26 protein-coding genes are annotated in these 26,322 nt (G+C 38.6%); 12 read left to right on the forward strand and 14 right to left on the reverse strand.

Annotation, left to right across the window (positions count from 1 at the left end):
- Positions 1-93 precede the first annotated feature (93 nt).
- Positions 94-333 carry a phage holin gene (locus VBD025_RS06575; RefSeq protein ID WP_430790480.1) on the forward strand — a complete coding sequence of 80 codons (240 nt, stop codon included), beginning with the start codon at positions 94-96 and terminating at the stop codon, positions 331-333.
- Positions 334-705: 372 nt separating this feature from the next.
- On the opposite strand, the gene VBD025_RS06580 is transcribed toward VBD025_RS06575, so the two are convergent.
- Complete coding sequence (locus VBD025_RS06580; protein ID WP_430790482.1) at positions 706-906, reverse strand: cold-shock protein; 201 nt, start codon at positions 904-906, stop codon at positions 706-708.
- Between the two features lie 558 nt (positions 907-1,464).
- On the opposite strand from VBD025_RS06580, the gene VBD025_RS06585 reads away from it, so the two are divergent.
- Positions 1,465-2,415 carry an LCP family protein gene (locus tag VBD025_RS06585; protein ID WP_430790484.1) on the forward strand — a complete coding sequence of 317 codons (951 nt, stop codon included), beginning with the start codon at positions 1,465-1,467 and terminating at the stop codon, positions 2,413-2,415.
- Positions 2,416-2,523: 108 nt separating this feature from the next.
- On the opposite strand, the gene VBD025_RS06590 is transcribed toward VBD025_RS06585, so the two are convergent.
- Positions 2,524-3,048, reverse strand: coding sequence for a ribonuclease H-like YkuK family protein (locus VBD025_RS06590; RefSeq protein WP_430790486.1), 525 nt, complete (start codon positions 3,046-3,048; stop codon positions 2,524-2,526).
- A 241-nt stretch (positions 3,049-3,289) separates the two neighbouring features.
- On the opposite strand from VBD025_RS06590, the gene VBD025_RS06595 reads away from it, so the two are divergent.
- On the forward strand, positions 3,290-4,117 hold the full coding sequence (locus VBD025_RS06595) for a DnaD domain-containing protein (RefSeq protein ID WP_430790488.1): 828 nt from the start codon (positions 3,290-3,292) through the stop codon (positions 4,115-4,117).
- A 99-nt stretch (positions 4,118-4,216) separates the two neighbouring features.
- Positions 4,217-4,978, forward strand: coding sequence for a glucose 1-dehydrogenase (locus VBD025_RS06600; protein WP_430790490.1), 762 nt, complete (start codon positions 4,217-4,219; stop codon positions 4,976-4,978).
- Between the two features lie 81 nt (positions 4,979-5,059).
- Here VBD025_RS06600 and VBD025_RS06605 read toward each other — a convergent pair whose 3' ends face one another.
- Positions 5,060-7,330 (reverse strand): ATP-dependent DNA helicase, encoded by a 2,271-nt coding sequence (locus VBD025_RS06605; protein ID WP_430790492.1) that lies wholly within the window; start codon positions 7,328-7,330, stop codon positions 5,060-5,062.
- Between the two features lie 507 nt (positions 7,331-7,837).
- Between VBD025_RS06605 and VBD025_RS06610 the strand changes: the two genes are divergently transcribed.
- On the forward strand, positions 7,838-8,488 hold the full coding sequence (locus tag VBD025_RS06610) for a LuxR C-terminal-related transcriptional regulator (protein WP_430790494.1): 651 nt from the start codon (positions 7,838-7,840) through the stop codon (positions 8,486-8,488).
- Here the strand turns inward: VBD025_RS06610 and VBD025_RS06615 are convergent.
- Both VBD025_RS06615 and VBD025_RS06620 read right to left on the reverse strand, forming a co-directional pair.
- The gene (locus VBD025_RS06615; RefSeq protein ID WP_430790496.1) at positions 8,394-8,942 is read right to left on the reverse strand and encodes a DUF2663 family protein; all 549 of its coding nucleotides are present in this window, start codon (positions 8,940-8,942) and stop codon (positions 8,394-8,396) included. The two genes, VBD025_RS06610 and VBD025_RS06615, sit on opposite strands and share 95 nt — an antisense overlap.
- Positions 8,943-9,104: 162 nt before the next feature.
- Entirely contained in the window at positions 9,105-9,338 is a 234-nt protein-coding gene (locus VBD025_RS06620) for a hypothetical protein (RefSeq protein WP_430790498.1), read from the reverse strand.
- 241 nt (positions 9,339-9,579) lie between these two features.
- Here VBD025_RS06620 and VBD025_RS06625 point away from each other — a divergent pair, with 241 nt between their 5' ends.
- The 7 genes from VBD025_RS06625 (at position 9,580) to VBD025_RS06655 (ending at position 16,189) form a co-directional block, all read left to right on the forward strand.
- Positions 9,580-11,664 (forward strand): BglG family transcription antiterminator, encoded by a 2,085-nt coding sequence (locus VBD025_RS06625; RefSeq protein WP_430790500.1) that lies wholly within the window; start codon positions 9,580-9,582, stop codon positions 11,662-11,664.
- A 27-nt stretch (positions 11,665-11,691) separates the two neighbouring features.
- On the forward strand, positions 11,692-12,177 hold the full coding sequence (locus VBD025_RS06630; protein ID WP_430790502.1) for a PTS sugar transporter subunit IIA: 486 nt from the start codon (positions 11,692-11,694) through the stop codon (positions 12,175-12,177).
- A 2-nt stretch (positions 12,178-12,179) separates the two neighbouring features.
- Positions 12,180-12,464, forward strand: coding sequence for a PTS sugar transporter subunit IIB (locus VBD025_RS06635; protein WP_430790504.1), 285 nt, complete (start codon positions 12,180-12,182; stop codon positions 12,462-12,464).
- Positions 12,465-12,540: 76 nt separating this feature from the next.
- Positions 12,541-13,800 carry a galactitol-specific PTS transporter subunit IIC gene (locus VBD025_RS06640; RefSeq protein WP_430790506.1) on the forward strand — a complete coding sequence of 420 codons (1,260 nt, stop codon included), beginning with the start codon at positions 12,541-12,543 and terminating at the stop codon, positions 13,798-13,800.
- Between the two features lie 36 nt (positions 13,801-13,836).
- A complete protein-coding gene (locus VBD025_RS06645) occupies positions 13,837-14,868 on the forward strand; it encodes a zinc-binding dehydrogenase (RefSeq protein WP_430790508.1) in 1,032 nt (343 codons plus the stop codon).
- Positions 14,869-14,946: 78 nt separating this feature from the next.
- Complete coding sequence (locus VBD025_RS06650) at positions 14,947-15,111, forward strand: hypothetical protein (RefSeq protein ID WP_430790510.1); 165 nt, start codon at positions 14,947-14,949, stop codon at positions 15,109-15,111.
- A 25-nt stretch (positions 15,112-15,136) separates the two neighbouring features.
- Complete coding sequence (locus tag VBD025_RS06655; RefSeq protein ID WP_430790512.1) at positions 15,137-16,189, forward strand: galactitol-1-phosphate 5-dehydrogenase; 1,053 nt, start codon at positions 15,137-15,139, stop codon at positions 16,187-16,189.
- A 418-nt stretch (positions 16,190-16,607) separates the two neighbouring features.
- On the opposite strand, the gene murQ is transcribed toward VBD025_RS06655, so the two are convergent.
- From murQ to VBD025_RS06700, 9 genes are all read right to left on the reverse strand, one after another.
- Entirely contained in the window at positions 16,608-17,519 is a 912-nt protein-coding gene (gene murQ, locus VBD025_RS06660) for an N-acetylmuramic acid 6-phosphate etherase (protein WP_430790514.1), read from the reverse strand.
- Positions 17,520-17,704: 185 nt separating this feature from the next.
- Positions 17,705-18,679 (reverse strand): ABC transporter ATP-binding protein, encoded by a 975-nt coding sequence (locus tag VBD025_RS06665; protein ID WP_430790516.1) that lies wholly within the window; start codon positions 18,677-18,679, stop codon positions 17,705-17,707.
- Positions 18,666-19,667, reverse strand: coding sequence for an ABC transporter ATP-binding protein (locus VBD025_RS06670; protein WP_430790518.1), 1,002 nt, complete (start codon positions 19,665-19,667; stop codon positions 18,666-18,668). Before VBD025_RS06670 ends, VBD025_RS06665 begins: the two co-directional genes overlap by 14 nt.
- Positions 19,664-20,872: an anhydro-N-acetylmuramic acid kinase AnmK gene (anmK, locus tag VBD025_RS06675; protein ID WP_430790520.1), complete on the reverse strand. Its 1,209-nt coding sequence runs from the start codon at positions 20,870-20,872 to the stop codon at positions 19,664-19,666. Before anmK ends, VBD025_RS06670 begins: the two co-directional genes overlap by 4 nt.
- Before the next feature lie 27 nt (positions 20,873-20,899).
- The gene (locus tag VBD025_RS06680; RefSeq protein ID WP_430790522.1) at positions 20,900-21,727 is read right to left on the reverse strand and encodes an ABC transporter permease; all 828 of its coding nucleotides are present in this window, start codon (positions 21,725-21,727) and stop codon (positions 20,900-20,902) included.
- 28 nt (positions 21,728-21,755) lie between these two features.
- The gene (locus tag VBD025_RS06685) at positions 21,756-22,700 is read right to left on the reverse strand and encodes an ABC transporter permease (RefSeq protein WP_430790524.1); all 945 of its coding nucleotides are present in this window, start codon (positions 22,698-22,700) and stop codon (positions 21,756-21,758) included.
- Between the two features lie 53 nt (positions 22,701-22,753).
- Complete coding sequence (locus VBD025_RS06690; RefSeq protein ID WP_430790526.1) at positions 22,754-24,301, reverse strand: ABC transporter substrate-binding protein; 1,548 nt, start codon at positions 24,299-24,301, stop codon at positions 22,754-22,756.
- A complete protein-coding gene (locus tag VBD025_RS06695; RefSeq protein ID WP_430790528.1) occupies positions 24,295-25,368 on the reverse strand; it encodes a serine hydrolase domain-containing protein in 1,074 nt (357 codons plus the stop codon). The genes VBD025_RS06690 and VBD025_RS06695 overlap by 7 nt, the downstream gene beginning before the upstream one ends.
- A gap of 21 nt (positions 25,369-25,389) precedes the next feature.
- Positions 25,390-26,232 carry a MurR/RpiR family transcriptional regulator gene (locus VBD025_RS06700; RefSeq protein ID WP_430790530.1) on the reverse strand — a complete coding sequence of 281 codons (843 nt, stop codon included), beginning with the start codon at positions 26,230-26,232 and terminating at the stop codon, positions 25,390-25,392.
- Between the last annotated feature and the right edge of the window lie 90 nt (positions 26,233-26,322).

The raw sequence follows: 26,322 nt of genomic DNA on the forward strand, positions 1-26,322 counted from the left end.
AGAAAAATGACATAAACACATGATGAAAAGAATATTCTTTTAACGAGTTCAACGATTAACAAAGTGAAATGGATTCAGAAGGGATGATGTGTTGTGGATAAAGGAACAATCATACGGACAATCGTTTTGGTGGTAGCGCTAATCAATCAAATGCTGGTCATGTGGGGAAGGAGCCCATTACCAATTGAGAATGATGACCTTGAATTACTTTTAACTGGTGTATTTACAGTAGTCGCTTCATTGGTTGCATGGTTTAAAAATAATTATGTGACTGCAAAGGGAGGCAAACAAAAAGAAGTATTAAAGAAATCGGGATTAACAAAAGCAAAGTAATGGTTGTTTTTTTTAACAGAGGATGGGACAAGGGGACGGTTCGAGATTGCTGAAAAAAGTACATGAATACGAATTTAGTGGATCTACGATCGCATCATCGAATTCACTTCGCTTTCCGTGGGCACGGCTTCAGCTTCCTCGGATAAGCAAAAACCGCTTTCCTGCTTAGATCTTCAGCTCGCGCTGTTCCCGCAGGAGTCTCGTGAATTCGATGATGTTAGACGGGGGCAATACGTAAATTTTTTAAAATCTAACACTTTTTCAGTGATCTCGGACGGTTCTTTTGTCTCGGCGGGACAGAAGAACCGTCCCCTTGTCCCGCTCCATAAAAAAAGCTCTTCTCATAGGAGAAGAGCTTTCAAAAATATTTAATTATATTTTTTCAACGTTTGCTGCTTGTGGTCCGCGGTTACCTTCTTCAACTTCAAAAGAAACTGCTTGGCCTTCGTCTAATGATTTGAAACCTTCGCCTTGAATTGCTGAGAAATGTACGAATACATCTTCTCCACCTTCAACCTCGATAAAACCGAAACCTTTGTCTGCGTTAAACCATTTTACTGTACCGTTACTCATAAGAAAATTCCTCCATGTGCTTTATAGCACGTATATTACTTTTTGGTCCAAGATAATAATTCAAGACGATGATAATCACTAGATAGTTATTACAAGAATCTTGTTTTGTTAAACGAACATCAATAAGTTAACCTTAGTGTAACACATGAAAAGGAATTTAAGCAACCTTTATTTAAAATACTTATGATGAAGGGTGCGAGGCATGTATTATAGCGGTTCCTATGACCTGCATATTCTTCAATCTTTTATTCATCATCTCGATATCAAAACTCCGGTAACCCTGACTTATTCCCCAGCTTTTCGTATGATTAAAATCAGGGTGCGTTGGGTTGGATCCGCCATAACCGCAAGAAATTGTTCATACCCGGGTTCGCCACCTATATCTTCAGGTGGTGCGTGCGGGACAGAGGGACGGTTCTCCTGTCCCTTCGCCCGCTGGACGGGACACAAGAACCGTCCCACTGTCCCGTCATGAAAAATGTATATTATATGTTGGATTTTTGTTATAATTACAAGAAATGACACGAAATACATTAAATTGAACTGAGGAATGTACGGATGACGAATCAAAAAAGATCAGAGATAAAAAAGAAACCGAAACGACTTTGGCTGAAAATTAGTTTGGCTGTAATTGCAGTAGTTGTTCTGGGGGTTGGTACGTACGTGTTTACTATATATAATGATGCAAAGCAAACAGTGAATAATAAAATCCATAAAAATGTTGAAACGATTGATACAAAGGTAACAAAAAAGAAAGTTAGTGAAGAGAAACCACTTAATATATTGTTGTTAGGTGTCGATCAGCGTCCTGGCGACAGTGGTCGTTCTGATGCTTTAATGGTTTTATCGTTGGATCCGAAGAACGATGAAATGCAATTGGTAAGTATTCCGCGGGATACTCGGACGCAGATTGTTGGTAAAGGATATAAAGATAAGATTAACCATGCCTACGCATTTGGCGGTGTCGACATGTCGATAGCTACGGTTGAGAATCTATTAGAAGTAGAGTTAGATTATTATGTGGAAATGAACATGGAAGGGCTAACGGAATTGGTTGGCGCTGTGAATGGTATTACTGTAAATAACACGCTGGACTGGTACGATGAGGGGATTTATAAGAAAGGCTATCATTATGAAAAAGGTGAGATAGCGCTTAATGGCCCTAAAACTATGGGGTATGTGCGCATGCGACACGAGGATCCAGATGGTGATTTCGGTCGTACGAAACGCCAGCGTAAAGTAATACAGGCAGTCATTGATAAGGGAGCAAGTGTTGCATCTGTGAACAAGATGGATAACATAATTGACGTGCTTGGAAATAACATGGCAACGAATATGGACTTTGCCGATATGAAGGATCTGCTGTTCAATTATAAGGATGTAAGGCAGGACGTTACAAGCTACATGATGCAAGGTGACGGCACGATGATAGATGGAGTATATTATATGCTTGTCTCAGATCAAGAAGTGGAAAAGGTACATGGAATGTTAGCTGAGGCAAAGTCATAGGAGAGAGCCTACACGTGAATGTGTAGGTTTTTTTGTGGGACAAGGGTGGGACAAAGGGACGGTTCTTCTGTCCCGCACCGGGACAGAAGAACCGTCCCTTTGTCCCTCTCACTTGGTGTACCGATTGGCATAACTGCTAGCGACCACAGCGTCCGGTTTAATTTTTGGCTCTAGTCCTAAGGATTCCATTCGTGAAACCATTTCGTTCACGAACACTCGGGTTTTATTTCTGCTGCCAGAACCGATATCGATATGCCCTTCGATGGTAAAAGAAGCCCCTTTATAAATATGAGGCAACACGATATCAATAAGCTGTTGCTTTCTTTCTTCTGAAAACAGGGAAACTACATTTTCCGTTAATGTTGTCTCATGTGATATACGTTCATGTAGGTTGGTCATCTTTCTTGGTATTTTTACTTTACGAATACAAGCCCATGCGCCTTTGCGTGCTCGGTGGATGACAATTCCTGTGATGAATAGGGTATTATCGGTATGGACCTGCGAGTCAGTTCCGAAAATCAATCGGTAATTCCCCGTTACATCCTTTTTCATATATTGAACAATGTTTTGAAATACTTCATCAAGCGTCATACTCGATTGACTTAAGTTTTGAAACACATAATCATCTGTCATTGCTCACAATTCCTCCCCATAATAGGTGGTAGTTTTTGTGGGATTTATAATATATATACTATTCATAAAAAGTTTATTTGCTCATGTTGTATTGGAGAGAGCGGACAAAGGGACGGTTCTTCTGTCCCGCCGGGACAGAAGAACCGTCCCTTTGTCCCTGTTTTTTTATTTTGTTGCCACCTTTTGAAAACTTGTTTCGATTATAGATAGTAGAGAGATATTTTTTAAAGGGTGGTTGACGATGAACTATATTAAACAGATAAACGAATTTTATTTTAAGATTGACTTGGAGCCGATTTCGGTGAATGCACGATCGCTTTGGCATACGTTAACGGATATCAATAATAAATTGTGCTGGCGCGAGGAATTTACGGTTGCGGCATCAAAGTTGTGTGATAAGGCTGGATTGACGGATAGTTGTTTTAAACGTGCGCGCAAAGAATTAGAAGAGAATGGGTATATTATTGTAACTTCCAGAGCTGGAAATCAGTCTGCGCTCTATCAAATGGTCCGTTTGTACGAGACAGTGAGTGATTCTGAACAGCAGGAAGAACGAAATGTGAACCACAAAGTGGACCACAACCTGGCCCCATTAATTAAACAGAAAAGTAAACAAAACAATACTGCTACTACAATAGACGCGATTGCATTTTTTCAGGATAATTTCGGTGCGATGATTCCATATGTTGCGAATGACATCATTCAATGGGTTACTGATTTAGGTGAACCTCTCGTTTTGCACGCGATGAAGCGGGCATTGGAACAGGGAAAAGGTAATTGGGGATATGTAAAAGGAATTCTGCAGGCATGGGCAAAAAAGGGGATCTCCGGCGTTGAAGCGGCACAGGCGGAAGAAGTGGAGTTTCGCGCTGGAAGTGTGCAAAAGAAGCGGTCGTATAGCGGTGGAGCTTCTGCGTCTGCATCTGCTGAAGTTGTTCCAGAGTGGTTCACGGAACAGAAACGAAAAAGGGAGTTGGAGCGTAAACAGGTGGCAATTGAAGAAGTGGAAATGGATCCGGCTGCTGAGATGGAGGAAATGGAACGACTGCTTGCAGCATGCAGAAGGTGAGTGGGGAGGGACAAAAGAACCGTCCCCTTGTCCCTCTTGTCCTGCTAGAAATAGTAATGTTACAATTAAACGATACATATCATCGAGAGGATTTTTATAATGAATAATTTATTTCAATTGAACGGAAAGGTTGCGGCTATAACAGGGACAACAAGAGGAATTGGCAAATCAATGGCTATGGCGCTAGCGGAGGCTGGAGCTGATATAGCGCTTTTAAATCGAAATCCTGAGCAGACCGATGTAAAAGAAGAAATTGAAGCAGCTACCGGCCGAAAGTGTACCATTGTTCCATGTGATTTAGATGACATAGATCAAGTTAAAGAAGCTATTCCAGAGGTAATCAAATCCTATGGTAAAATTGATATTTTAGTTAATTGTGCGGGAATACAGCGCCGGTCACCAGCTGTTGATTTCACAGAGGAAGATTGGGATGATGTGTTACATGTTAATCTGAAAACTGTGTGGATTTTATCTCAGCAAGCAGGACGTGCCATGGTAGAGCAAGGTAGCGGCAAAATTATAAATGTAGCGTCTTTACTTTCATTCCAAGGGGGTATAAATGTACCTGCTTATGCAGCTGCCAAAGGAGCAGTAGCTCAGTTAACCAAGGCTCTTTCAAATGAGTGGGCAAAGCAAAACGTGAATGTAAATGCAATTGTTCCTGGCTATATTGCAACAGGTATGAATACAGCTTTAATTGACGATCCAGTTAGAAGTAAGCAAATCCTGGACAGAATTCCTGCAGAACGTTGGGGAAGTCCGGAAGATTTTAAAGGCACCGTTGTGTTTCTTGCCTCAGACTCATCATCCTATATTCACGGTCATTTATTAGCAGTAGATGGAGGATGGCTGGGCCGTTAGACTTTTAGGTTGGGACATGGTGGGACATGGGGACGGTTCTTTTGTCCCGTTCCGGGACAGAAGAACCGTCCCTATGTCCCGCTAACGGCGCCATTCTTCTGGGAGCAGTTTCTGGTAGGTTGGCTGCAGGAACCGGTCATCGATTAGTGCGATGGTTCCCTTATCGGACTCGGACCTGATGAGTCGTCCGCCAGCTTGCAGAACTTTATTCATACCGGGAAAGACGTAGGCGTAATTGAAGCCGTTAAAGCCTTCGTTCGTGAAATAATCCTTAATGATATCCCGTTCGAATCCGATCTGCGGAAAGCCGACACCTACGACCATGACGCCGCAAAGGCGATCGCCTTTTAGATCGACGCCTTCTGAGAAAACGCCGCCAAGAACCGCAAATCCTACTAATCTTGCGTCTTCGTCTTCGTGGGCTTTGAAAGCGCTCAGGAAATTTTCGCGCAGCTCTTCCGACATGCCAGTTTCCTGGACAATGGTTTTTACATCTGGAGCTTCGGCTTTAAATGCCTCGAAGACTTTATTCATATAAATATAGGACGGGAAAAAAATCATGAAATTCCCTTTTTGCTTGTTGAGAACACCGAGCATAAACTGAACCATTGGCAAAATGGTGCGTTCCCGGTCACGATAGCGGGTCGACAAGGGCTCAATCAGAATATCTGCATTTTCATGAACAAATGGAGAAGGAATCGAGAGCACATAGTCTTCCTGGGTTCCTCCGAGCAAGTTTTTATAGTAATCTGCTGGTGTAAGAGTTGCCGAAAAGAAAACTTTAGAGCGGAAGCCCTTTCCCATTTGCTGCAGAAGGTACGATGGATCTAAACAAAAGAGCTTGATCATTACATCGTTCTCGTTTAATTCTACATAGGAGACGAAGCGTTTATCGTAAAGCCGGCAGATTTTTGCGAAGGTGCTGGCAGCAAAATATGTATCCACTAATTGCTCATCGGAATCCGCGCTTTGAATCAATTCTTCTTCTGCCACTTCTGTGAACTTTTCCACCAGAACTGCCAGGTCTTCATCGAGTTGTTTTTCTACGATATACTCTTCTTTTCGCTTTTCTGCGAGACTTACGTTGACGGCTTTCGCTGCTTTAGCAACTGCCGAATTTATATCTTTGTATTCCTTTTGCACCTGTAAAAACGATGATTTAAACAAAACCGCCGAGTACATTTCCCGAGCACGATCAACCAGGTTATGCGCTTCATCGACGAGCAGTACCGATTGTTTTTTCTGGTCTTCAATTAACCGTTTCAAAGACACTCTAGGGTCGTATATATAATTATAATCGCAGATGACCGCATCGGCAGTATAAGCAAGGTCGAGCGAAAATTCGAACGGACAAACCGTATGTTTCCGTGCGTATGCTTCAATTACTGGCCGGGTCATCAGTGATTCGTTTTGAAAAATATCCAGAATTGCTCCGTTAATCCGGTCATAATAACCATCTGCAAACGGACAGTGCTCAGCGTTGCAAATCGTTTCTTCCTGAAAACATATTTTAGCTTTTGCAGTAATGGTGACAACTTTTATCTTCAGGCCATTTTCAATTAACAACCGGAACGCGTCCTCGGCGGCGGTTCTGGTAATGGTTTTTGCAGTCAGGTAAAAAATGCGCTGGAGGGTGCCTTCTCCGATCGATTTAATTGCTGGGAAAACAGTGGAAATGGTTTTTCCGATGCCAGTTGCAGCCTTGGCAAACAAAACTTTTTTCTCGAGGATCGTTTTATAGACGGATCCCGCAAGCTTGTGCTGACCTTCCCGATATTCGCCGAATGGAAAGGCTAGCTCTTTACTGCTCAAATTTCTGTCCACTATATGCTGAGTCTTCGCTTTGGCGTATGAAGCGTACTGACTGACTACATCCATGATAAAGTTTTCAAGCTCTGTTAAGGTCATCGTGCGCCTAAACTGTTTCTGTTCTTCTGTTCTGATTTGTACATACGTCAGCTGAATGGTCATTTGCTCGCGCTCTTGATCTTTCGCATAAATATACGCATAAAAAATAGCTTGAGCCCAGTGTACCGGATAGGAATCCTCTGTAATCGCAGCAAGCGCGCGTGAAGTGGACTTGATTTCATCGACGATTACCGAGTCGTCCTCCTGTAAAAGCAATCCGTCTGCGCGACCGTCCACTTGCATGATTATATCTTCATGGGGAATCTCTGTTTTTAAGTAGACTTCCTTTTGGTCATTGCTGCTGTAAGTTTTTTGTATCTTCTGATGTGCTTTCGTACCATCTGTTAGCGGTGTCGACGAACGGAAGCCGCCAGACTCAATACTCCCACTTCGAAACACGTATTCCACCAGATGCCGCACCGATATTTTTACAACGTTTGTCATGTAATCACCCATTTTTTCTTCGTTCCTATAAGTTTAGCAGTTTAGCGGGGATTAGGGAAGAAGAGGGGACAGAGGGACGGTTCTTTTGTCCCATTGGTTGTCGATTTCTGTAAGTTGAAAACACATTATCAATGACATCTTAAATTTAGTCTTTACGTTAAAGTAACAGTATTTCCGGACTTACTGATTGAATGTAGGGGAACTGCAGGAAAAAGGGAAAGCGTCCCGCCTTGGTAACTATAATGCGGCCGTTAATTTGTTGAAATTGGTTGAGGGAGAAAAAATGAGAGATGGTTGCCTGTATAATTGGAGTTGTTACAGAAGGTCGAAACGAATGAGATGAAACGACTATGGAAAGAATGGATAAAAGGAAAGGGACAAGAGAACCGTCCCTCTGTCCCTTTATTCAGTAAATTTGCATTTTATTTGGAAATGAACTAAAGTAATTAGGTAATTAGTCCGATATAATGGGTGAAGGTGTATTTTGTGGAGATGGAGTGACGTACGATGATAAAAACTATGCTGTTTGACCAAACCAGTGTGTTATACGATAAATTGAAATTAGTAAAACAAAAAGATGTTGAATTTATTGGTCTGGTAACAGATGAAAACGTTATTCTATCGGAAATTACTCAAAAGAACCCATCTGTTGTCCTTTTATGTACGGGACAGAAAAATAATGTTAGCGGGCTTGTTGGTTTAGTGAAAAATTCGTTACCGGAAATCAAGCTAATTTATTTGATGGATACATACAATGAAGAACTAGTCATCGATGGAATTGAAAAAAATGTTGATGGATATCTGTTAACCTATTTTGATCAGGAAAAAATTATCACCGAAATTGTTCATGTCAGTAAAGGTCAGTTCGTCTTGGCAGGAGAAATAGCTAAAGTGCTGATTAATGAAATTCAATCCCGTTATTTATATAAGAAGCAATTATTGAAAATAAAATTGATAGATCAGGGTTTCGATATTAAAGATCGATATGTGGATATTCTTTTTCTGATTCTTCAAAAGCACAAAAACCATGAAATAGCTGCGAAGCTTAACCTGAGTGAGAAAACTATTCGGGACTATGTGAGTCATGTTTATACGTTGATCGGTATTCATAATCGGAAGAAGCTGGTTGTTTATTTGGAAGATCTGATGCGGGGTTAAGTGGGATTTTTTTATCGAACTTAAATCTTACATTAATACCATGCTCCTCCATTACTTCAGATATCTCATCTCTGAGTTTAGAATTGTCATTCAAATGCCAGGAACTTTTCAGGTGAGTGATAGACTCTAACCGCAGCTCCTCTAAGTTAGCTTTTGCTTTATCAATTTCCTTTTTACAATTTACGTATTTAAGGCAAAGCGTTACGGATATAACAGTAAGCATAATACGGTAGAAATCCCCGAAAAAATCAGATGTTATAAATAAAATGTTTCCAGACGGATGTATCCTAATAAAATATAATATAGCGACTATTAACATGGCGACAGAAACAATTGCTAATAATAGATAATTAGATTGTTTCCTGGTTAGTTCATTTATATTTTCTTTTAAATATATTAGTGATTCCAGCATCTTATAAGTGTCATTTGTAACACGATTTTTTAATCTCTCCATACAATATCACCTCTAAATAATGTGTATGACGCAGTTGAATAAATTAGGACAGAATGGTGGGACAAGAGAACCGTCCCTCTGTCCCTTTCATAAAAAAGAACAGTTGCTGCATGCAACTGTTCTTTTTTGTATGGGTTCCTTGTCCAACTTTATTGAGTGTGTTTATTGTGCTGCGGTTGTTCCTAGGTTCTGGAGTAAATTAGTTAGTACATTTCTTACTTGTTGTGTTTGTTCTTGTGTTAAGTCATTTGGGGAAGTTAATTTTAGACAAGGCAATTCTAATTGGAGCTCAAGTCCAAGTATTACAATACTAACCGGACATGGGATTGAAAGACAAAGTAACTCGTCACCTTGACAACAACCATCAGGACATTGGACTAAATCTTGTGCTTTCATGAAAAACACCTCCTTTCACGTGAGGTCACTCTTAATATATGAGCGTGAAGATTACTTGTATAAACTACTAGCACGGTATTCGAGCAAAATAAAGAAACAACCTATCTGGTTTGGGACGAGAGGGACGGTTCTTCTGTCCCGCACCGGGACAGAAGAACCGTCCCTGTGTCCCTAAAGCACAAGGTTGTACATAAACTGTTCGTTTGCTTGTGATGAAAACGCATTCATTTATGTTTTTTTGTTGATAGAATATTTAGTGAAGGAGCGATTACGAATGACGCTTACTTATCGTAATAAGAAAATTCTAGATGAAATTATAAGTAATCCTAATGTTTCCAGCGCTGCACTTGAGAAGAAGTACGACTTATCCCGCAGGCAGCTTGGTTACAGTGTTACAAAGATTAATGAGTGGTTTATGATCAATAATCTTCCTGTAATCGAAAGAACAAGACAAGGTCAGTTTATTATTAATCCATCGGTTTTCAGTCAGCTCAATCTAGACAAGACGGTTGACCTGGATAATGCTGTGATTCCGGAAAACGAACGGATTCAGCTTATTTTGATCATGCTCATTGGCTACAAAGAGGAATTAGCACTCAACGATTTTTCCAGTGAACTTGGAGTCAGCAAAAACACGGTCCTTGCCAATATGAAGCAAGCGCAGGCTTATGTAGATCCCTATAATTTAAGCATTCGTTATACCAGAAAGTCTGGTTATCTATTGGAAGGGAAAGAGTTTCAGGTTCGCAAGCTACTAATTCATATCATCTATCAATTGAGGCAAATGAATAACGGTTTAAGTATGGTTAAAAAGCTTGCAAACATTCAGGACAATGAAATAGCAGAATTTCATAATCGAATTGAAAATGTAGAAAACAGATTAAGTTTGAAGTTTACTGACGAGAAAATGGAAACGATGCCATATATTCTTCTATTAATACTTAGAAGAATTGAAAAGGGTAATTTCATTAATGATTTTTCTATCAAGTATGAAGAAGTTTCGGATACAAAAGAATACCTGGCAACAGAAGATATTTTATACGATTATGAAGAAATTCCACTTTTCGAGCGTTTATTCATAACGCTGCATTTATTAACAACTAATGTATATTACTCAGAAATCGAGCTGGATGAATCTATTAGCGATATCGTTCCGGCAATTGATCATATGCTGCAGATCTTTGAAAAAAGAGCATGTATTTATTTTCAGGAACGGGAGCAGCTGCTTGAGAAACTGCTTCAGCATATCAAACCTGCTTATTATCGTATTAAGTATCAATTAACCGTAACAACTAGTTTTCAGGATGGATTAACTAAAGAATTCACCGAATTGCATCACCTGCTCAAACAATCAACAGGACCGCTTGAAAAATTAATTGGCAGTGACATTCCGGAAAGCGAAACAACGTTCATCACGATGCTGGTCGGCGGCTGGATGAGTAAACAGGGTGACAGTATTGGGGAAAAGATAAAAGCAATTGTGGTATGTCCTCAAGGCGTATCGGTATCCAAGCTAATGTTTAATGAATTACGCAAGCTGTTTTCGGAATTTGTATTTCTCGACTCCCTGTCTGTTCGTGAGTTTTTGAATTATCAATTAGAATATGACATCGTATTTTCCACGTTATCGTTAGAAACGGAGAAGAAGCTGTTTATTTCAAAGGCATTTCTTGGAGATAAAGAAAAGCAGCAGTTAAGAAAACAGGTGATGATGGAGTTATATGGATATATTCCAAACGATATTGATGTGCCGCATTTATTGGAAATAATAAAGCGTCATGCAGAAATTCAGAATGAAAAAGCGTTGGCTGAGGATCTGCAGATGTATGTTAATCGAGATGAGTTAGTTTTAGGAGATCATCAAGAAGCCAATAAACCATTAAATTTAGACGAGCTTATTTTACCAGAACACATTACGGTTAGAAGTGCTGTGAAATCCTGGGACGAAGCGATTCGAATTGCTTCCCAGCCGTTAGTTCGCAGCGGCAAGATAACACAGGATTATATTGAAGCAATGATTACGAATAATGACCATGATCCATATATAGTAATCGGTCCGAACATAGCAATCCCGCATGCTGCTCCAGAAGATGGGGCAAGCGATGTGGGGATGAGCTTACTTCGTCTGACTGATGGTGTGCAGTTCACAACCGACTATACCATTAATTTAATCGTTGTAATTGCAGCTGTAGATAAACAACAACATATCCATGCTTTAATGCAGCTGCTGAAACTGGCGGCATCTGAGCAGGATCGAACGAACATAATTAGGAACAGTTCCATCAGAGATATTTATGAAACCATTCAATTATTTTCTGGTGAATAAATGAAAACAACGATATGAGGTGTGAATATGGGAGAGGTATTTTTTGACGAATCTGTCATTCTCTTAGATGTGGAAGGCAGCACGAAAGAAGATATTTTAACAGTAATGAGCAGGAATTTAGAAGAGAAAAAGCTGGTAAAGAGTAGTTTCACCCAAGCAATTATTGCCAGAGAAAATGAATTTGCAACTGGGCTGCCAACTGGAGGATGTTCCGTGGCAATTCCGCATACAGATTTTGAACATGTAAATCAAAAGGCAATCAGCATCGCAATTTTAAAAGAGCAGGTAGAATTCGGTGTTATGGGTGATGAAAGTGAAACAACGCCTGTGAAAGTTGTGTTCATGCTTGCGATGGATAAAGCGGATGAACAGCTGCCGTTATTGCAAAAATTAATGCAGGTTTTTCAGCATGCTGATACGTTGAAGTATTTGGCTAGTGAAAGAGATAAAACTGCGATTAAACAAGTAGTAAAAGATCGACTTGGTATCGCAGCACTTAAAGGAGGTGAGTAAGAATGAATAAAAAGAAGGTATTGGTAGCTTGTGGCGCAGGTGTTGCTACATCAACCGTTGTGAACGGTGCGATTGAAGATATGGCGAAAGAACACAACCTGAAACTAGACTTGGTTCAGATTAAAATAACAGAGGTAGGAAGCCATGTGGATACAGCGGATTTGCTAGTAACAACAGCAATGACGAAAAAAGAATATCCATTCCCTGTAATTAACGCTCGTTCATTTTTAACAGGTATTGGTGTTGAAGATACGAAGAAACAAATTCTTGAAGAGCTTCAAAAATAAGGTTTAAAAACTATGCTTGAATCTCGATTTTTCTTTATAAGGGAAATCGGGATTTACAGCTAAGGGGGAAGAAACGATGGAAGGTTTTGTTGAATTTATTCAAAGTTTCCTCGACTTAGGGGCAACTGTTATATTACCGATTGCAATTTTTCTATTAGGTTTGTTCTTCGGTCAAAAGCCAGGGAAAGCATTCAGATCGGGACTAACAATCGGGGTAGCATTTGTTGGTATTTTCCTAGTAATTGATCTACTCGTTAATAATCTTGGTCCAGCTGCTCAAGGTATGGTTGAACAAATGGGCGTAACGTTAAATGTCATCGATGTAGGGTGGCCAGCTTCCTCGTCAATCGCTTGGGCTTCAATTGTTGCCGCATTTATCATTCCTCTCGGTTTAGTAGTAAATGTTGTCATGCTATTTTCAAAGACGACCAAAACGATGAATGTGGATATTTGGAACTATTGGCATTATACATTTATGGCCGCAATGGTATATGCAATATCCGGAAGCATCGTTCAAGGATTAATAGCGGCAGTAATTTTCCAGGTAATCTGTCTGAAAGTTGCTGACTGGACTGCTCCGATGGTAAGTGAATTTTATGAACTACCTGGCGTTTCGATTGCAACTGGCAGTACGATTTCGTATGCACCAGGTATTTTCCTGGTAAAAGGTCTGCAAAAAATTCCTGGTATTCGAAATTGGAATGCGGATCCGGATACGATTCAGAAAAGGTTTGGTATTTTTGGTGAATCGATTTTCATCGGACTGTTTCTTGGAGCAGCTATTGGGTTCCTTGCAGGGTACAATGCAGGCGAGATAATCGAAATAGGTATGGCGATGGCTGCAGTTATGGTGTTAATGCCTCGTATGGTTAAAATTCTGATGGAAGGTTTAATGCCTGTATCGGAATCAGCACGTGAATGGTTAAACAAACGATTTGGTGACAGAGAAATTTATATTGGACTAGACGCGGCGGTTGCTCTTGGACATCCGGCTGTCATTTCAACAGCATTAATCCTTGTTCCAATAACGGTCGTATTGGCGGTTATCTTACCAGGTAATTCATTATTACCATTTGGTGACTTGGCAACGATACCATTTATTGTTGCGTTTATCGTTGGAGCAGCAAGAGGAAATATCGTTCATTCTGTCATTGCCGGAACGATTATGATTGCGATTTCCTTGTATATCGCGACAGATGTAGCTCCAATTTTCACAGAAATGGCAGTTAATGCTGACTTTAACATGCCTGAAGGATCTACAAAAATATCAAGTATTGATCAGGGTGGAAATATTATCAACTATTTAATCTTTAAACTGTTTAGTTTGTTTAATTAACGAATGATAGATTTCATTACACAGGAGGAGTTCCATATGAAAGCGTTAGTCAAAACAGAACTCGGATTTGGTAATTTGGAGGTTCTTGAAAGAGAAGAACCTCTTCCAGGTAAGAATCAGGTCAAAATTGAAGTGAAATATGCAGGAATCTGCGGATCTGATATTCATACGTATGAGGGACATTACAAAGTGGGTGTCCCTGTAACGTTAGGCCATGAATTTTCAGGTATTGTAGTTGAACTTGGAGAAGCAGTAACTTCATTCAAACTGGGAGATCGTGTAACTTCAGAAACTACTTTCTATATTTGTGGTGAATGCGAATATTGTCGAGCTGGGGACTACAATTTATGTAACCATCGGAAAGGGTTAGGAACACAGCAGAATGGAGGGTTTACAAAGTATTTGATCGCTCGTGAAGAAAGTGTTCATAAACTTCCTGAAAACGTAGATTATCAATCTGCTGCAATGACAGAACCGCTAGCATGTACGCACCATGCGGTTTCCAAAACAGAAATTAAGCCTGAAGATATCGTAGTCGTGATTGGACCGGGACCGATTGGGCTGTTCACTGCTCAGATTGCCAAAAGTCGCGGCGCAACAGTTATTGTAACTGGTCTAACGAATGACCAAGTTCGTCTTGATAAGGCAAAAGAATTAGGTGTCGATTATGTTGTGAATACGCAGGAGCAGGATCTTACCGAATTAATTAACCAGTTAACAGACGGCTACGGAGCAGATGTGGTTTTTGAGTGCTCTGGCGCGGTTCCTGCGGCAAAACAAGGACTCGATTTATTACGTAAGAAAGGTCAGTATGCGCAGGTTGGAATATTTGCGAAGTCTGAAATCCCTTTTGATTTAGAAAAAATCATTCAAAAAGAGATTAGTATTTTCGGAAGCAGAAGTCAAAAGCCTGCTGACTGGGAGCCGTCCCTTGAACTGATGAACAATGGCAGCGTAAATGCTAAAGCGATGGTCACACATGAATTTGATATTACGCAATGGGAAGCGGCTTACCAAGCAATCAAGAGCGGTGAGGCGATAAAAGTTCTGCTTACACCCGTTGAATAATGTTATGAAATGGTAGTGATTCGAGTGGATAAACTGGAATTAAATGTACATTTATAATAAAGAAGCGAGGTTGATAGCATGGTAGAGTCAATGTTGGGATTTATGCTCGGACCAATGGAAGTAATCGGAGATATTTATTTTGAATACCAGATATTTTTTAACACACTGGTAGTCGGATTCGCTTTATATAACCTTATTTTTCGCGGCAAAAACAAGGCTGATTCTGGAAGTTCGGCCAGCTGATCGAAGCGAAGGAGGAAGTGATTAAATGAGAACCCTGAACCTTTATGGCAAGCAGGATTTACGTTTTGAAGAGTCAGAAGCACCGACCATTGATACTGCAGACGATGTAATTATTAAGGTGAAAGCTGCAGGTATATGCGGATCGGACATTTCCAGATTTAATAAATTGGGACCATACGTGGAAGGAATGACATTTGGTCATGAATTTACCGGGGAAGTAGCGGAGGTTGGATCAGCAGTTGATTGCTTTAAGGCAGGTGATCGGGTTGTTGGATGTCCTACTTATAATTGTGGGCATTGCCCGAGCTGCTTGAAAGGCGAACTTGCCCGCTGTGAAAAACTAACGGTTATCGGTGCGCGCCATCCCGGGGCATATGCAGAATTCGTGAAATTACCAGCTCAAAACGTACTAGCGTTGCCGGACAGCGTAGACTTTGATACAGCAGCAATGGTTGAACCGTCGGCAGTTGTTGCGCACGGTTTTTATCGGACAACGATGCAGCCGGGAGCAGAAGTGGCTGTAATGGGCTGTGGAAATATTGGGTTACTTGCAATTCAATGGGCAAAAATTTTTGGAGCGAAGAAGGTATATGCCATAGACATTGATGATGCAAAGCTTGAAGCTGCTGGAGAATTAGGCGCAGATGTCCTGGTAAATTCATTGGTCAGCCCTGCTCATGAGCAAATCAGCCGCCATACAAGTGGACTGGGAGTAGATGTGGCCATAGAATCTGCGGGTTCACCAATAACCTCAGCGCAGGTATTTGCACTTCCTAAGAAAGGCGGGGAAGTAGTGTTTATGGGCATACCATATGCCGATATTAAAATCGAGCGGTTTTACTTTGAAAAAATAGTGCGTAATGAATTAACTGTACTGGGTTCGTGGAATGCTATCTCGTCGCCATTCCCAGGCAAAGAGTGGACCTCTACCATCCATTATATGAGTGTTGGACAACTAAATGTAGAACCGATCATATCCCACCGACTACATTTAGCACAAGGCCCCGCAACATTCGACGCCATCGTAAACAAAAAAGAAACCTTCGGCAAAGTCCTGTTTTACCCGGAGTTGGGGTGAGGGACAGCGGTTCTTCTGTCCCGCGCAGTTTGCCTGTATTCGTCTGGGCGTTAATTAAAAATTTCATTTCCACTTGTTGATCAATTGATAACCCTCGCCCAAAAGTTGTAAATTACTAACCTTCTTTATTAGATTGTAATTGAGATAAGTGGGTATTTTTTTCTTGTCTATAGGTGTATATATCCCCACATGATATACAAGTCAATTCAATTGCAGAATGAAACGGAAGACATTTTAATAATTCTATTGTTCTAGAAAATATAGAACTTACACAAAAATAAGCTGCCATTCACCCTATAAAATTAGGATGAAAGCAGCATAGTTTCTCTTTAGTCTCATACTTATGGGTCATTTAATGTTCCTGGCTATTCTTATGTATTGCTTTAAACCAGAGTTTCATTAAATGATTGAGACTACATCAAACATTTTGCTTCTTAGCATAGTTAATAGCTTCCCGGACATATCCATTACTATAACGGATTGCTTCCAGTGCCTCCTGGTATGCAACTCCTCCATTAATCATTACAATTGCTGGTTTAACCTCGTTATTAGTTAATTTCAATGTATTTTCTGCCTCAATGTACGAAACTCCAGTGATGTCAATGATAGTACGCTTCGCACGCTCCTTAAGTTTATAGTTGCTAGCGTGTACATCAACCATCAAGTTTTCATGAACTTTACCCAGTTTTATCATGGTTGTTGTACTAATCATATTCAAAATCATTTTGTGAGCTGTTGCTGCCTTCATCCGGGTTGATCCTGTTAGAACTTCAGGACCAACGACAACTTCTATTACGCTAGTGGAAAATTGACTGATTAATGAATTCTCATTACATGTTAGTGATACTGTGTATGCGCCAATTTCACGAGCGTATTTCAATGCACCAATCGGGTATGGTGTTCGACCGCTAGCGGTAATACCAATTACAACGTCTTTGCCTGAAAGTCTTTTCGCTTTTATATCCTCAGCGCCCTGTGTCTCATTGTCCTCTGACCCTTCAACAGCATTGAAAAATGCTTCATTTCCCCCGGCCATAACAGTTTGTACCATCTCTGGTGGTGTCATGAAAGTAGGGGGGCACTCAGATGCATCAATCACACCAAGACGACCACTTGTCCCAGCCCCTACATAGAAAAGGCGACCACCTTTTTTCAATGCTTTACATATCTGTTCAACAGATTCATTTATATTAGGGAGAACTTTTTCTACAGCCTCAGCTACCTTCTTATCTTCCTGATTTATGGTGGTTAAAATCTCCATTGTTGACATCTTGTCCAATTCCATACTATTTACGTTACGCTTTTCAGTAGTTAAACTCGAAAGTTCCATAGAATGTTAATCCCCTTACTTGAAATTATATATCGGCTATCTTCAAAATACTTATATGCATTGCAAAAATGCTAATATTTTTCAATGAAAGCTAAATTATTTTATTCACTTATATTCCTTTGTGTCATGCTAGATTGCTTAGTACTTTCGTAATATACCTGAATCAGATTTAACTATATCTAGGTCTAATTATATAAGTGACATGCCACCCAATGATTTGACTCAACTTCCCTGAAAATTGGTTTCTCTGTTGCACAATGGTCGTAAGCGTTCGGACATCTAAGTCTAAACGGACAGCCAGATGGTGGATTAGATGGATCAGGAACATCGCCTTGCAAAATAATTCGTTCTCTTTTTTCTGTAGGGTCTATTGATGGTATGGCTGATAGTAGTGACTTTGTATACGGATGTAAAGGATTACCATAAAGTGATGCAGTGCTGGCCATCTCCATCATTTGTCCAAGATACATTACCCCCACACGGTCACTCACATGCTTTACTACATTTAAGTCATGAGATATAAACACGTAAGTTAATTTTAAATCCTTTTGAAGATCAATTAAGAGGTTTAGTATTTGCGCTTGTATGGAAACATCTAAAGCCGATACAGCTTCATCAAGGATTACAATTTTTGGTTTTAAAATAAGTGCTCTGGCAATTCCTATCCGTTGACGCTGGCCACCACTAAATTCATGAGGGTGGCGGTTAATTTGTTCTTTAGTCAACCCTACTTTATCTACAATATCTATAATTCTTTCTGTTGCTTCCTTTTTTGAGCAAATATTATGAGTTAGAAGTGGTTCAAGCAAAAGATTTTTAACCGTCATTCTAGGGTTTAATGAACTATATGGGTCTTGGAATATCATCTGTAGGTCTTTTCTAATCTTTCGGAAATCTCTTTTAGTATAATCCAATATATTTTTCCCGCTATATAGAATTTCACCTGAGGTAGGTTCATGTAGTCTTAGAATAGAACGGCCAGTTGTAGATTTACCACAACCACTTTCACCAACTAGTGAAAATGTTTCCTCCTCATTTATTTCAAAGCTTACGCCATCCACAGCGCGAACATAGTTTTTAGTTCTGTTAAACATTCCTTCTTTTTTTGGAAAGTGTTTCTTTAAATCCTTTACTTTTAGTATTGCGTTACTTGTACTCATATGTGTTAACCTGCCTCTCCGTTGCATAAAGCCAGCATTTACTTGTATGGTCTTCTTTTACTGGGAATAATGGAGGGTCTTCCTGGTGACAAATATCCATTACATGTGGACATCGAGAAGCAAAACGACAACCAGACTTACTCAATTGATTTGGCGTCGGAATATTGCCCGGGATAGAGTATAACTTAGTCGTTCTATCGCCTAATGATTTTACAGAATCTAATAAACCTTTTGAATAAGGGTGAGTCGGATTATCGAATAATTCTATAACTGAAGCTTCCTCTACTATTTCCCCAGCGTACATTACTGCTACTCGCTCACACGTATCCGCAATTACTCCTAAGTCATGTGTGATCATTAATATAGAAGTGTTAAAATCCTCGGTTAACGTATTCATTAGTTCTAGAATTTGTGCTTGTATAGTCACATCCAAAGCTGTTGTTGGTTCATCTGCTATAATTAGTTTTGGTTTACAAATAAGCGCCATGGCAATCATTACTCTTTGTCTCATTCCACCTGATAGTTCGTGTGGGTAGTTTTTTAATAATTTCTCAGGCTTAGCGAAGCCTACCTTATCTAACATATCAATTATTAAACCCTGAGCCTGCTTCTTAGTATATTTTCCATGAAATCTCAGTACTTCTGCGATTTGATGTTCAATTGTAAACAGGGGATCTAACGCAGTCATTGGTTCTTGAAATATCATAGATACTTCATTTCCTCTAATTTTTAGCATTTCCTTCTTTGAGAGATTTGTTAGATTAGTTGTACCATTAAGAATGATTTCTCCATCCCCAACATTTAATGCATCGGGGAGTAAATTTAAGATGGATAAGGCTGTTAAACTCTTGCCACTTCCCGACTCACCAACTATGCCGTACTTTTGTTTCTTTTTAACAGACAAATTTATTTTATTTACTACATTAAACTTTCGCTTATCGATGTTTACATCTATTGTGAGATTTATAATTTCTAATATATTTTTCATTTTAACCCTCTCCTTGAAGAGTCCATACGATTAAATGCTTCGGGTTGAGTGTATGCAATTTTCCCCATTATTACTGGTCTATCAGATCCGGTTGCAGAAGGAATTTGGTTGTAATTCGCATGAATACACTGGTAGCCTAATATTGCAAAGGCTAAAGCTTCCTTGAAATCACTGGAGATATGAAATTGTTCATGCGTGTGAACCTCGGTGTTTGGCAAGTGATGTTTTAATCTCTCTAACAGATAAGAGTTATAGCTTCCGCCGCCACCAACTATTACTTCATCAATTTGGTAATCTGCTTTTTCTAAGAATTCTCTGTAACTATGCACAATTGACACAACTGTCCACTCACTAATCGTTGTCACTAAATCCTCAGGTTTTATATGGCTGAATTTGTTGAGAATATTATCAACATATGTTTTCCCAAATAATTCCCTTCCGGTGGTTTTTGGAGGGGCCAACGAAAAGTATTCATGTTCCATCAAGTTGTTCAATAACTCTTGATTAATAGTACCTAAGTATGCCATTTTGCCGTTTTTATCATAACTTTCATTGCCGCTTGTAATTCTTGAAATAATTTCATCAATTACCATGTTCCCTGGTCCTGTATCGAAAGAACGAATTGAGTCTTTGGAACTTTTCTTGGGTATATACGTAACGTTTCCTATTCCACCAATATTCTGTATGGCACGTGATTTTAAATTACTGCTAAATAGTAAATAATCCACGTACGAAACTAGTGGTGCTCCTTGACCGTTAACTGCCATATCAGCTGTACGGAAGTCCCCAACTACTGCTATCCCAGTTTCTTCTGAAAGTACAGATAAATCCCCAATTTGTAAGGTTCCGGGGACATCAACTTTGTCATCTCCTTGAAATGGATGATGATATATTGTTTGCCCGTGAGAACTAATAAAGTCCACTTCATTATTCGACACATTTGCTTTTTCTAATAACTCAAATACAGCTAGACTAAATTCACGCGCCAGAAATACATTCATGGAGCATATTTTTTGTAAGTCTGCTGTATCCGGCGAACATAACTTTAGTATCTCTTCACGAACTTCTTTAGAGTATTGTTTTGTTAAAGTATCGATGATTTTTGCATCTATATTGTCACCCGATCCTTCTAATTCAACGAGAACTGCGTCAATACCGTCTAGCGAAGTCCCAGACATTAAACCTATACCTATAGTCTTCTGCATTTATAAAACACCCCTATTTTACATAGTTTATTTAAGTTTTGGATCTAGTATATCTCTTAAACTATCACCAAATAAATTAAAACAAAATATAGTGAAAACTATAGCGACAGTGGGAAACAGAATAGTCCATGGTGCAAATTCCATATAAGCTCGGCTTGAATTAAGCATTACCCCCCAGGATGGATTTGGTGGTTGTACACCAAGTCCTAAAAAACTTAATGATGCTTCAGTTAAAATTGCTCCAGATAGTCCCAATGTAACTTGTACAATAAATGGAGCCATGATATTCGGCGTAATATGCTTAAATATAATTTTTATAGGTGAGACTCCAATTGCAACTGCATTGGTTATATATTCATTTTCATTAACACCAATTACTGTTCCTCTAACTATTCTTGTGAAGACTGGAGTGAAAACAATTCCAATGGCAATCATTGTATTTGTTACACTTGGTCCTAAAACAGCAACAATTGCTAGCGCAAGAAGAATGTCGGGGAAAGCAAAAAAGACATCCATTATTCGCATAATAATTTGATCTACCTTACCTTGGAAATATCCACTTATCAATCCAAATAACAAACCTAGAGACGCACCTATTCCAACGGCAATAAGCCCAACTTGGAGTGAAACTTGTGCGCCGTATACGATTCTAGAAAAAATATCTCTCCCAAATTCATCCGTACCAAAGATAAATTGAGCACTTGGGCTTTCCATAGCGTGTTTAGTAAACATTTGTTCAGGACTGTAGGGTGCTATTAATGGGGCTAACAATGCTATTAAAATTACTAAGGCGATTCCAATAGCTCCAAGTAATCCTACTTTATCTTGAATTAATTTTTTTAAGAACTGTTTCATAAAATCACTCTCTCTAAATAATAGGTTCTTATTTATAGCTTATTCTTGGATCTAAATAAGAGTAAAGAATATCTACAAGTAGATTAATCATGACAAACACAAATGCTATAAATAACACAGCCCCTTGAACAACTATAAAGTCTCTTTGAGTGATAGCTGTAAGTACCAATTGGCCAAGGCCGGGTAACGAGAAAATTTGTTCGATTATTACTGTCCCACCTAAAAGGGTCCCTATTTGTAATCCAATAATTGTTAAGATAGGGATCATGGCATTCTTTAGTGCATGTTGAAAGATAACTATCTTTTCTTTTGCACCTTTTGCTCTAATAGTACGAATAAAGTCTTGTCTCAAAATTTCTAATATAGAAGACCTTGTCATTCTCATTACTGCACCTGCCATCGAAGTTCCTAGGACGATAGAGGGTATTATCATAATTTCAAGATTTTTGAAAGGTTCTTCAAACAAACCAACGTACCCTACAGGTGGACTATAAGAAAATGTCAATGCTAAAACTAATATAATAACAGTTGCCAATGCGAAATTAGGTACTGATACGCCTAGTAACGAAATAATTCTCACTCCGAAGTCGATATTACTATTTCTTCTCATCGCTGCGATTATCCCTAAAGGTATAGCAATAATCCAGGAAATGAAAGCAGAAATCAGGGTTAATTCAAATGTCAATTTAAAACGGTTTAAGATATCTGGTAATACTGCTTTACCTGTTCTCATAGATTCTCCGAAATCTCCCGTCAATACGCCACCTATCCAATTAAGATATTGCTGGTATATTGGTAGATTAAGACCAAAATCTTTTCTAAGTTGTTCAACTGCTTCAGGCGTTGCGTCTGTTCCTAGAATTGTTAAAGCCAGATCTCCAGGGACAATTCGCATAATAAAAAAGATGAAAATTGATACACCGAACAGTACTGGGAATAACATTAATGTTCTTCTTAAAATATATGTATACACTTAGATTCACCCTTATTAAGAGAGTAGAGTGCTGCTTAAAGCAGCACTTCAATTTATTTTTTAGAAACGTTCGAGATATCTTCCCCATTATGTGGATAAGGTTTAAAGTTTTCTACAGAATTGCTAACCGCAACATACTTCATTGGAGAAACCAAAAACAAGTTTGGTGATAAATTAATTAACTTTCGTTGTGCTTCGTTATAAATTTCTTTGCGCTGTGCATGATCAAGTGTTTGCTTTCCCTTCTCTACCAATTGGTCAAATTTTGTATTTGAGAAATTCCATACGTTGGCAGAACCGTTTGTATGGAAGAAATAGTTTAAAGCCCTGTCTGGGTCAGTTCCAGATCCATTACGACCTATTAAAATATCAGCAGAAGTATTAGACCATGTATCTATATACTCGCCCCATTCAATTTGATTAATCGTTGCATCTACTCCAATTTCTTTCCACTGTTGTTGTAGCAATTGAGCAGTGTCAACCATATCTGCATATGTTGAAGCGGTGGTTATTTCTGTCTTAAAACCGTCTGGAAAACCTGCTTCTGCAAGTAATTTTTTTGCTTTTTCAATATCACGTTGATATAATTCTTCTTTAGCAACATCAATTGCCCAATCCCCCATGGAAGGAGCTACAGGTCCAGAAATAATTGCATCACCATCCCATACTATATCTGCAACGCTTTTACGGTCAGTTGCTAAACTTAATGCCTGCCTCACTTTTTCATTATTAAATGGTTCTTTTGCGACGTTGAAACCTACGTAACTATATTCTAAAGATTGATAATCAATAATATTCATATTTTTTTGATCTTTAAGTAAAGAAGCAGATTTTGCTGTCAAAGTAGTCATATCAATCTCGCCTGTTCGAATAGCAGATAATCTTGCTGCCTCTTCCTTCATGGTGTAATAGATAACTTCATCAAGTTTTGGTTGTCCGTCTATATAATAATTTTCATTTTTTTCAAGTGTTACGCTGTTATCCGGAACCCACTCAACAAACTTGAAAGGGCCTGTTCCAACAGCAACTTGTTGTAGGTCACCATTTTCTTCTACCACTTCTTTAGCAACCACTGCTGCACTAGAGTTAGTTAAATAATTTAGAAATGTTGCAGATGGTTCCTTTAATGTGAATTTAATTTTATAATCATCTACAACTTCTATTTTATCAACGTTAGAAAAGTAAGATTTTATATGGGAAGCAGTTTCTTCATTTAATATACGTTCAAAACTGTATAAAACATCTTCTGCTTTCATTTCACGTCCATTATGGAACTTTACACCCTCAACCAAGTTAAAAATATATGTTTTTTCATTTGGTTGGTCCCAACTCTTGGCTAATTGACCTTTAATTTCCATGTTCTTATCAAATGTTACTAGTCCTTCATAAACCTTGGAATATACCCGAACTGATGAGTGTGCAGGTGTTTTATGAGGATCTAGCCCGGCAGGTTCCTGGTCGTTGGCGATTTTTAACACTTGCTCTACGTCTTCACTTGAATCTCCATTTTCGTTATTGCTAGAACTACTTTCCTCTGAGCAAGCAGCTGTTACTAGAGTAATAGTAAGAACTACAAGAAATAAGAATACTTTTTTTAACATTTCAAATCTCCTTTTTCAATTTTATTTAGTATTTCTTTGAAAACCTTTTTACGGAAGGAGTTTATATTCTTAGGTGTCTCTACATGTAACCGATTTGTTAAAAGACCAACAACTAAATTTCTTTTTGGATCTAGCCATAATGCTGTTCCAGTGAATCCTGTGTGTCCAAATCCTTCTGGGTAAATATCAGATGACTCCCAGCCCAATCCTCGGTACTCTATCTGAGGTTTAAGCGATTCTTGGATTAATACTTTAGAAATAAATTCTTCCCCTAAATTAGTCCCTCCCTTCAAATATAATTCGCCCAATGTTACTAAATCTTCTACATTGGAAAACAAGCCTGCATGACCGGATTCTCCTCCAAAAAAGTAAAAGGCATTACCATCATTAACTTCACCAGAGATATTTTCGTATCGCCAATTATTAAAACTGAAATTTCCTTCCTTACACATTTTCATCTCAATTCTGTTGCCATGTTCTGTGGCAGCAATATTTCCGTTATTTACCGGGTTATATGTGAGTGTCTTTAGTTTCAATGGAATTGCAATATTTTCATTTATTATTTTTTGTAAACTTGTATTAAAATATCTTTTTAATACCTCTCCCAGCAAAATAAAATTTAAATCACTATACACAACTCTATCTGTTGAGTTATGAGTTAATTCAATATTATTTAAGATATAAAACAAATTTCCCTCTGGTAATTGGGAGTAGAATGGATACCATGCTTTTAGATTGCTACTATGTGTTAGCAATTGTTTTATTGTTATAGGTGATAAAATTTCATTTGAAGACACATTGGGTAGGCACTCTCCTAAACGTGTAGAGAGTGATAAGAAATTTTTAGTTATCATTTGCAGAATGACAGTTGTTGTTACAACTTTTGTAAGGCTTGCAATATCAAAAACAGTATCGAGCTCGCAAAGGATATTTTTATCCCTGTTCACTTTACCGTATGCTTGGTGAAAAAGTTTTTCGCCATTATGTGAAACAAAGCAAACGCCACCTGAAAAATAGTCAGCTTTAATATATTCATTAAAAATTGAATTAATATTATTAAAGGACACATGTATCACACTCCATTACTATTATCTACTTTGGATGACTTCTCGTGTCTTATCTAGGAAGTCCACTGACTGTTCGAAATTGAGGGAAGCTAACCCAGTAAACAAAATATCAATAATATTTAGTTGTGCTATCCTAGATGCTGTAGCTGCACTCCTTATACTGCTCTCTAGTGGAGAGGCATATAAGTTTATGTTAGATAACTTTTGAACTGAATTAACTCCGTAACCAGTTAATGAGATAATACTAGCCTTTTTTTGTTTTGCTATATTTATAGTATCTATGATTTCTTTTGTTTCACCTGAATAGGAAATAGCGACCACAACATCTTTTGAATCAAGGTGAACCGCAGAAGTAAGTTGTGTGTGACTATCAGTAAGTGCCTCGCACCACTTATTTATTCGCCGGCACTTTTGCTCAAAGTCTAAAGCTACTATTGCTGATGCGCCAACCCCTATTACTATTATTTTTCTTGCACTGTCCAAAAGTTTAATAGCGCTGCTAAATTCATTTTCATCAATTAATGGGAGAGTGCTCTTAATCGAACGGCAATTGTTATTTGAAACAAATTTAATTATTTCTGCTAAGGTCGCATCTGCTGAAATATCTTCGTATCTATCAGTGGCAACAATATCTTCATTTATCGATGCTGAGATACTTAATTTTAGTTCTCTAAACCCTTTAATTTGTAAAGATCTACACATCCTGATAATAGTAGCTTCACTAACAGAAGTTATGGATGCTAATCGAGCAATAGGCATACTCAATATTTCTTTTGGATTTTCTATTATGTATTGTGCAACCTTTTTTTCAGATGGTCTCAAGGTAGAACTCCCTTGTCGAACCCTCTCCATGCCATTGAACATAAGATCCACCTTTCTTTAATAAAAGGAAGTTTAACTACCTAATTTGAAAATATTAATGTATTTAAACTACATTTTAAGTTGTTTTATATG

The organism is Virgibacillus flavescens (genome assembly GCF_050574275.1).
GTDB lineage: Bacteria > Bacillota > Bacilli > Bacillales > Amphibacillaceae > Virgibacillus_F > Virgibacillus_F flavescens.

Excerpts from the sequence above, each read along its gene's own strand:
- VBD025_RS06650 (WP_430790510.1), top strand. The coding sequence starts at position 14,947 with ATGGTAGAGTCAATGTTGGGATTTATGCTCGGACCAATGGAAGTAATC.
- VBD025_RS06620 (WP_430790498.1), bottom strand. The coding sequence starts at position 9,338 with ATGAAAGCACAAGATTTAGTCCAATGTCCTGATGGTTGTTGTCAAGGT.
- VBD025_RS06580 (WP_430790482.1), bottom strand. The coding sequence starts at position 906 with ATGAGTAACGGTACAGTAAAATGGTTTAACGCAGACAAAGGTTTCGGT.
- murQ (WP_430790514.1), bottom strand. The coding sequence starts at position 17,519 with ATGGAACTTTCGAGTTTAACTACTGAAAAGCGTAACGTAAATAGTATG.
- VBD025_RS06665 (WP_430790516.1), bottom strand. The coding sequence starts at position 18,679 with ATGAGTACAAGTAACGCAATACTAAAAGTAAAGGATTTAAAGAAACAC.
- VBD025_RS06670 (WP_430790518.1), bottom strand. The coding sequence starts at position 19,667 with ATGAAAAATATATTAGAAATTATAAATCTCACAATAGATGTAAACATC.
- VBD025_RS06605 (WP_430790492.1), bottom strand. The coding sequence starts at position 7,330 with ATGACAAACGTTGTAAAAATATCGGTGCGGCATCTGGTGGAATACGTG.
- VBD025_RS06585 (WP_430790484.1), top strand. The coding sequence starts at position 1,465 with ATGACGAATCAAAAAAGATCAGAGATAAAAAAGAAACCGAAACGACTT.
- VBD025_RS06635 (WP_430790504.1), top strand. The coding sequence starts at position 12,180 with ATGAATAAAAAGAAGGTATTGGTAGCTTGTGGCGCAGGTGTTGCTACA.
- VBD025_RS06655 (WP_430790512.1), top strand. The coding sequence starts at position 15,137 with ATGAGAACCCTGAACCTTTATGGCAAGCAGGATTTACGTTTTGAAGAG.
- VBD025_RS06690 (WP_430790526.1), bottom strand. The coding sequence starts at position 24,301 with ATGTTAAAAAAAGTATTCTTATTTCTTGTAGTTCTTACTATTACTCTA.
- VBD025_RS06680 (WP_430790522.1), bottom strand. The coding sequence starts at position 21,727 with ATGAAACAGTTCTTAAAAAAATTAATTCAAGATAAAGTAGGATTACTT.
- VBD025_RS06630 (WP_430790502.1), top strand. The coding sequence starts at position 11,692 with ATGGGAGAGGTATTTTTTGACGAATCTGTCATTCTCTTAGATGTGGAA.
- VBD025_RS06595 (WP_430790488.1), top strand. The coding sequence starts at position 3,290 with ATGAACTATATTAAACAGATAAACGAATTTTATTTTAAGATTGACTTG.
- VBD025_RS06615 (WP_430790496.1), bottom strand. The coding sequence starts at position 8,942 with ATGGAGAGATTAAAAAATCGTGTTACAAATGACACTTATAAGATGCTG.
- anmK (WP_430790520.1), bottom strand. The coding sequence starts at position 20,872 with ATGCAGAAGACTATAGGTATAGGTTTAATGTCTGGGACTTCGCTAGAC.
- VBD025_RS06645 (WP_430790508.1), top strand. The coding sequence starts at position 13,837 with ATGAAAGCGTTAGTCAAAACAGAACTCGGATTTGGTAATTTGGAGGTT.
- VBD025_RS06640 (WP_430790506.1), top strand. The coding sequence starts at position 12,541 with ATGGAAGGTTTTGTTGAATTTATTCAAAGTTTCCTCGACTTAGGGGCA.
- VBD025_RS06700 (WP_430790530.1), bottom strand. The coding sequence starts at position 26,232 with ATGTTCAATGGCATGGAGAGGGTTCGACAAGGGAGTTCTACCTTGAGA.
- VBD025_RS06590 (WP_430790486.1), bottom strand. The coding sequence starts at position 3,048 with ATGACAGATGATTATGTGTTTCAAAACTTAAGTCAATCGAGTATGACG.
- VBD025_RS06610 (WP_430790494.1), top strand. The coding sequence starts at position 7,838 with ATGATAAAAACTATGCTGTTTGACCAAACCAGTGTGTTATACGATAAA.
- VBD025_RS06600 (WP_430790490.1), top strand. The coding sequence starts at position 4,217 with ATGAATAATTTATTTCAATTGAACGGAAAGGTTGCGGCTATAACAGGG.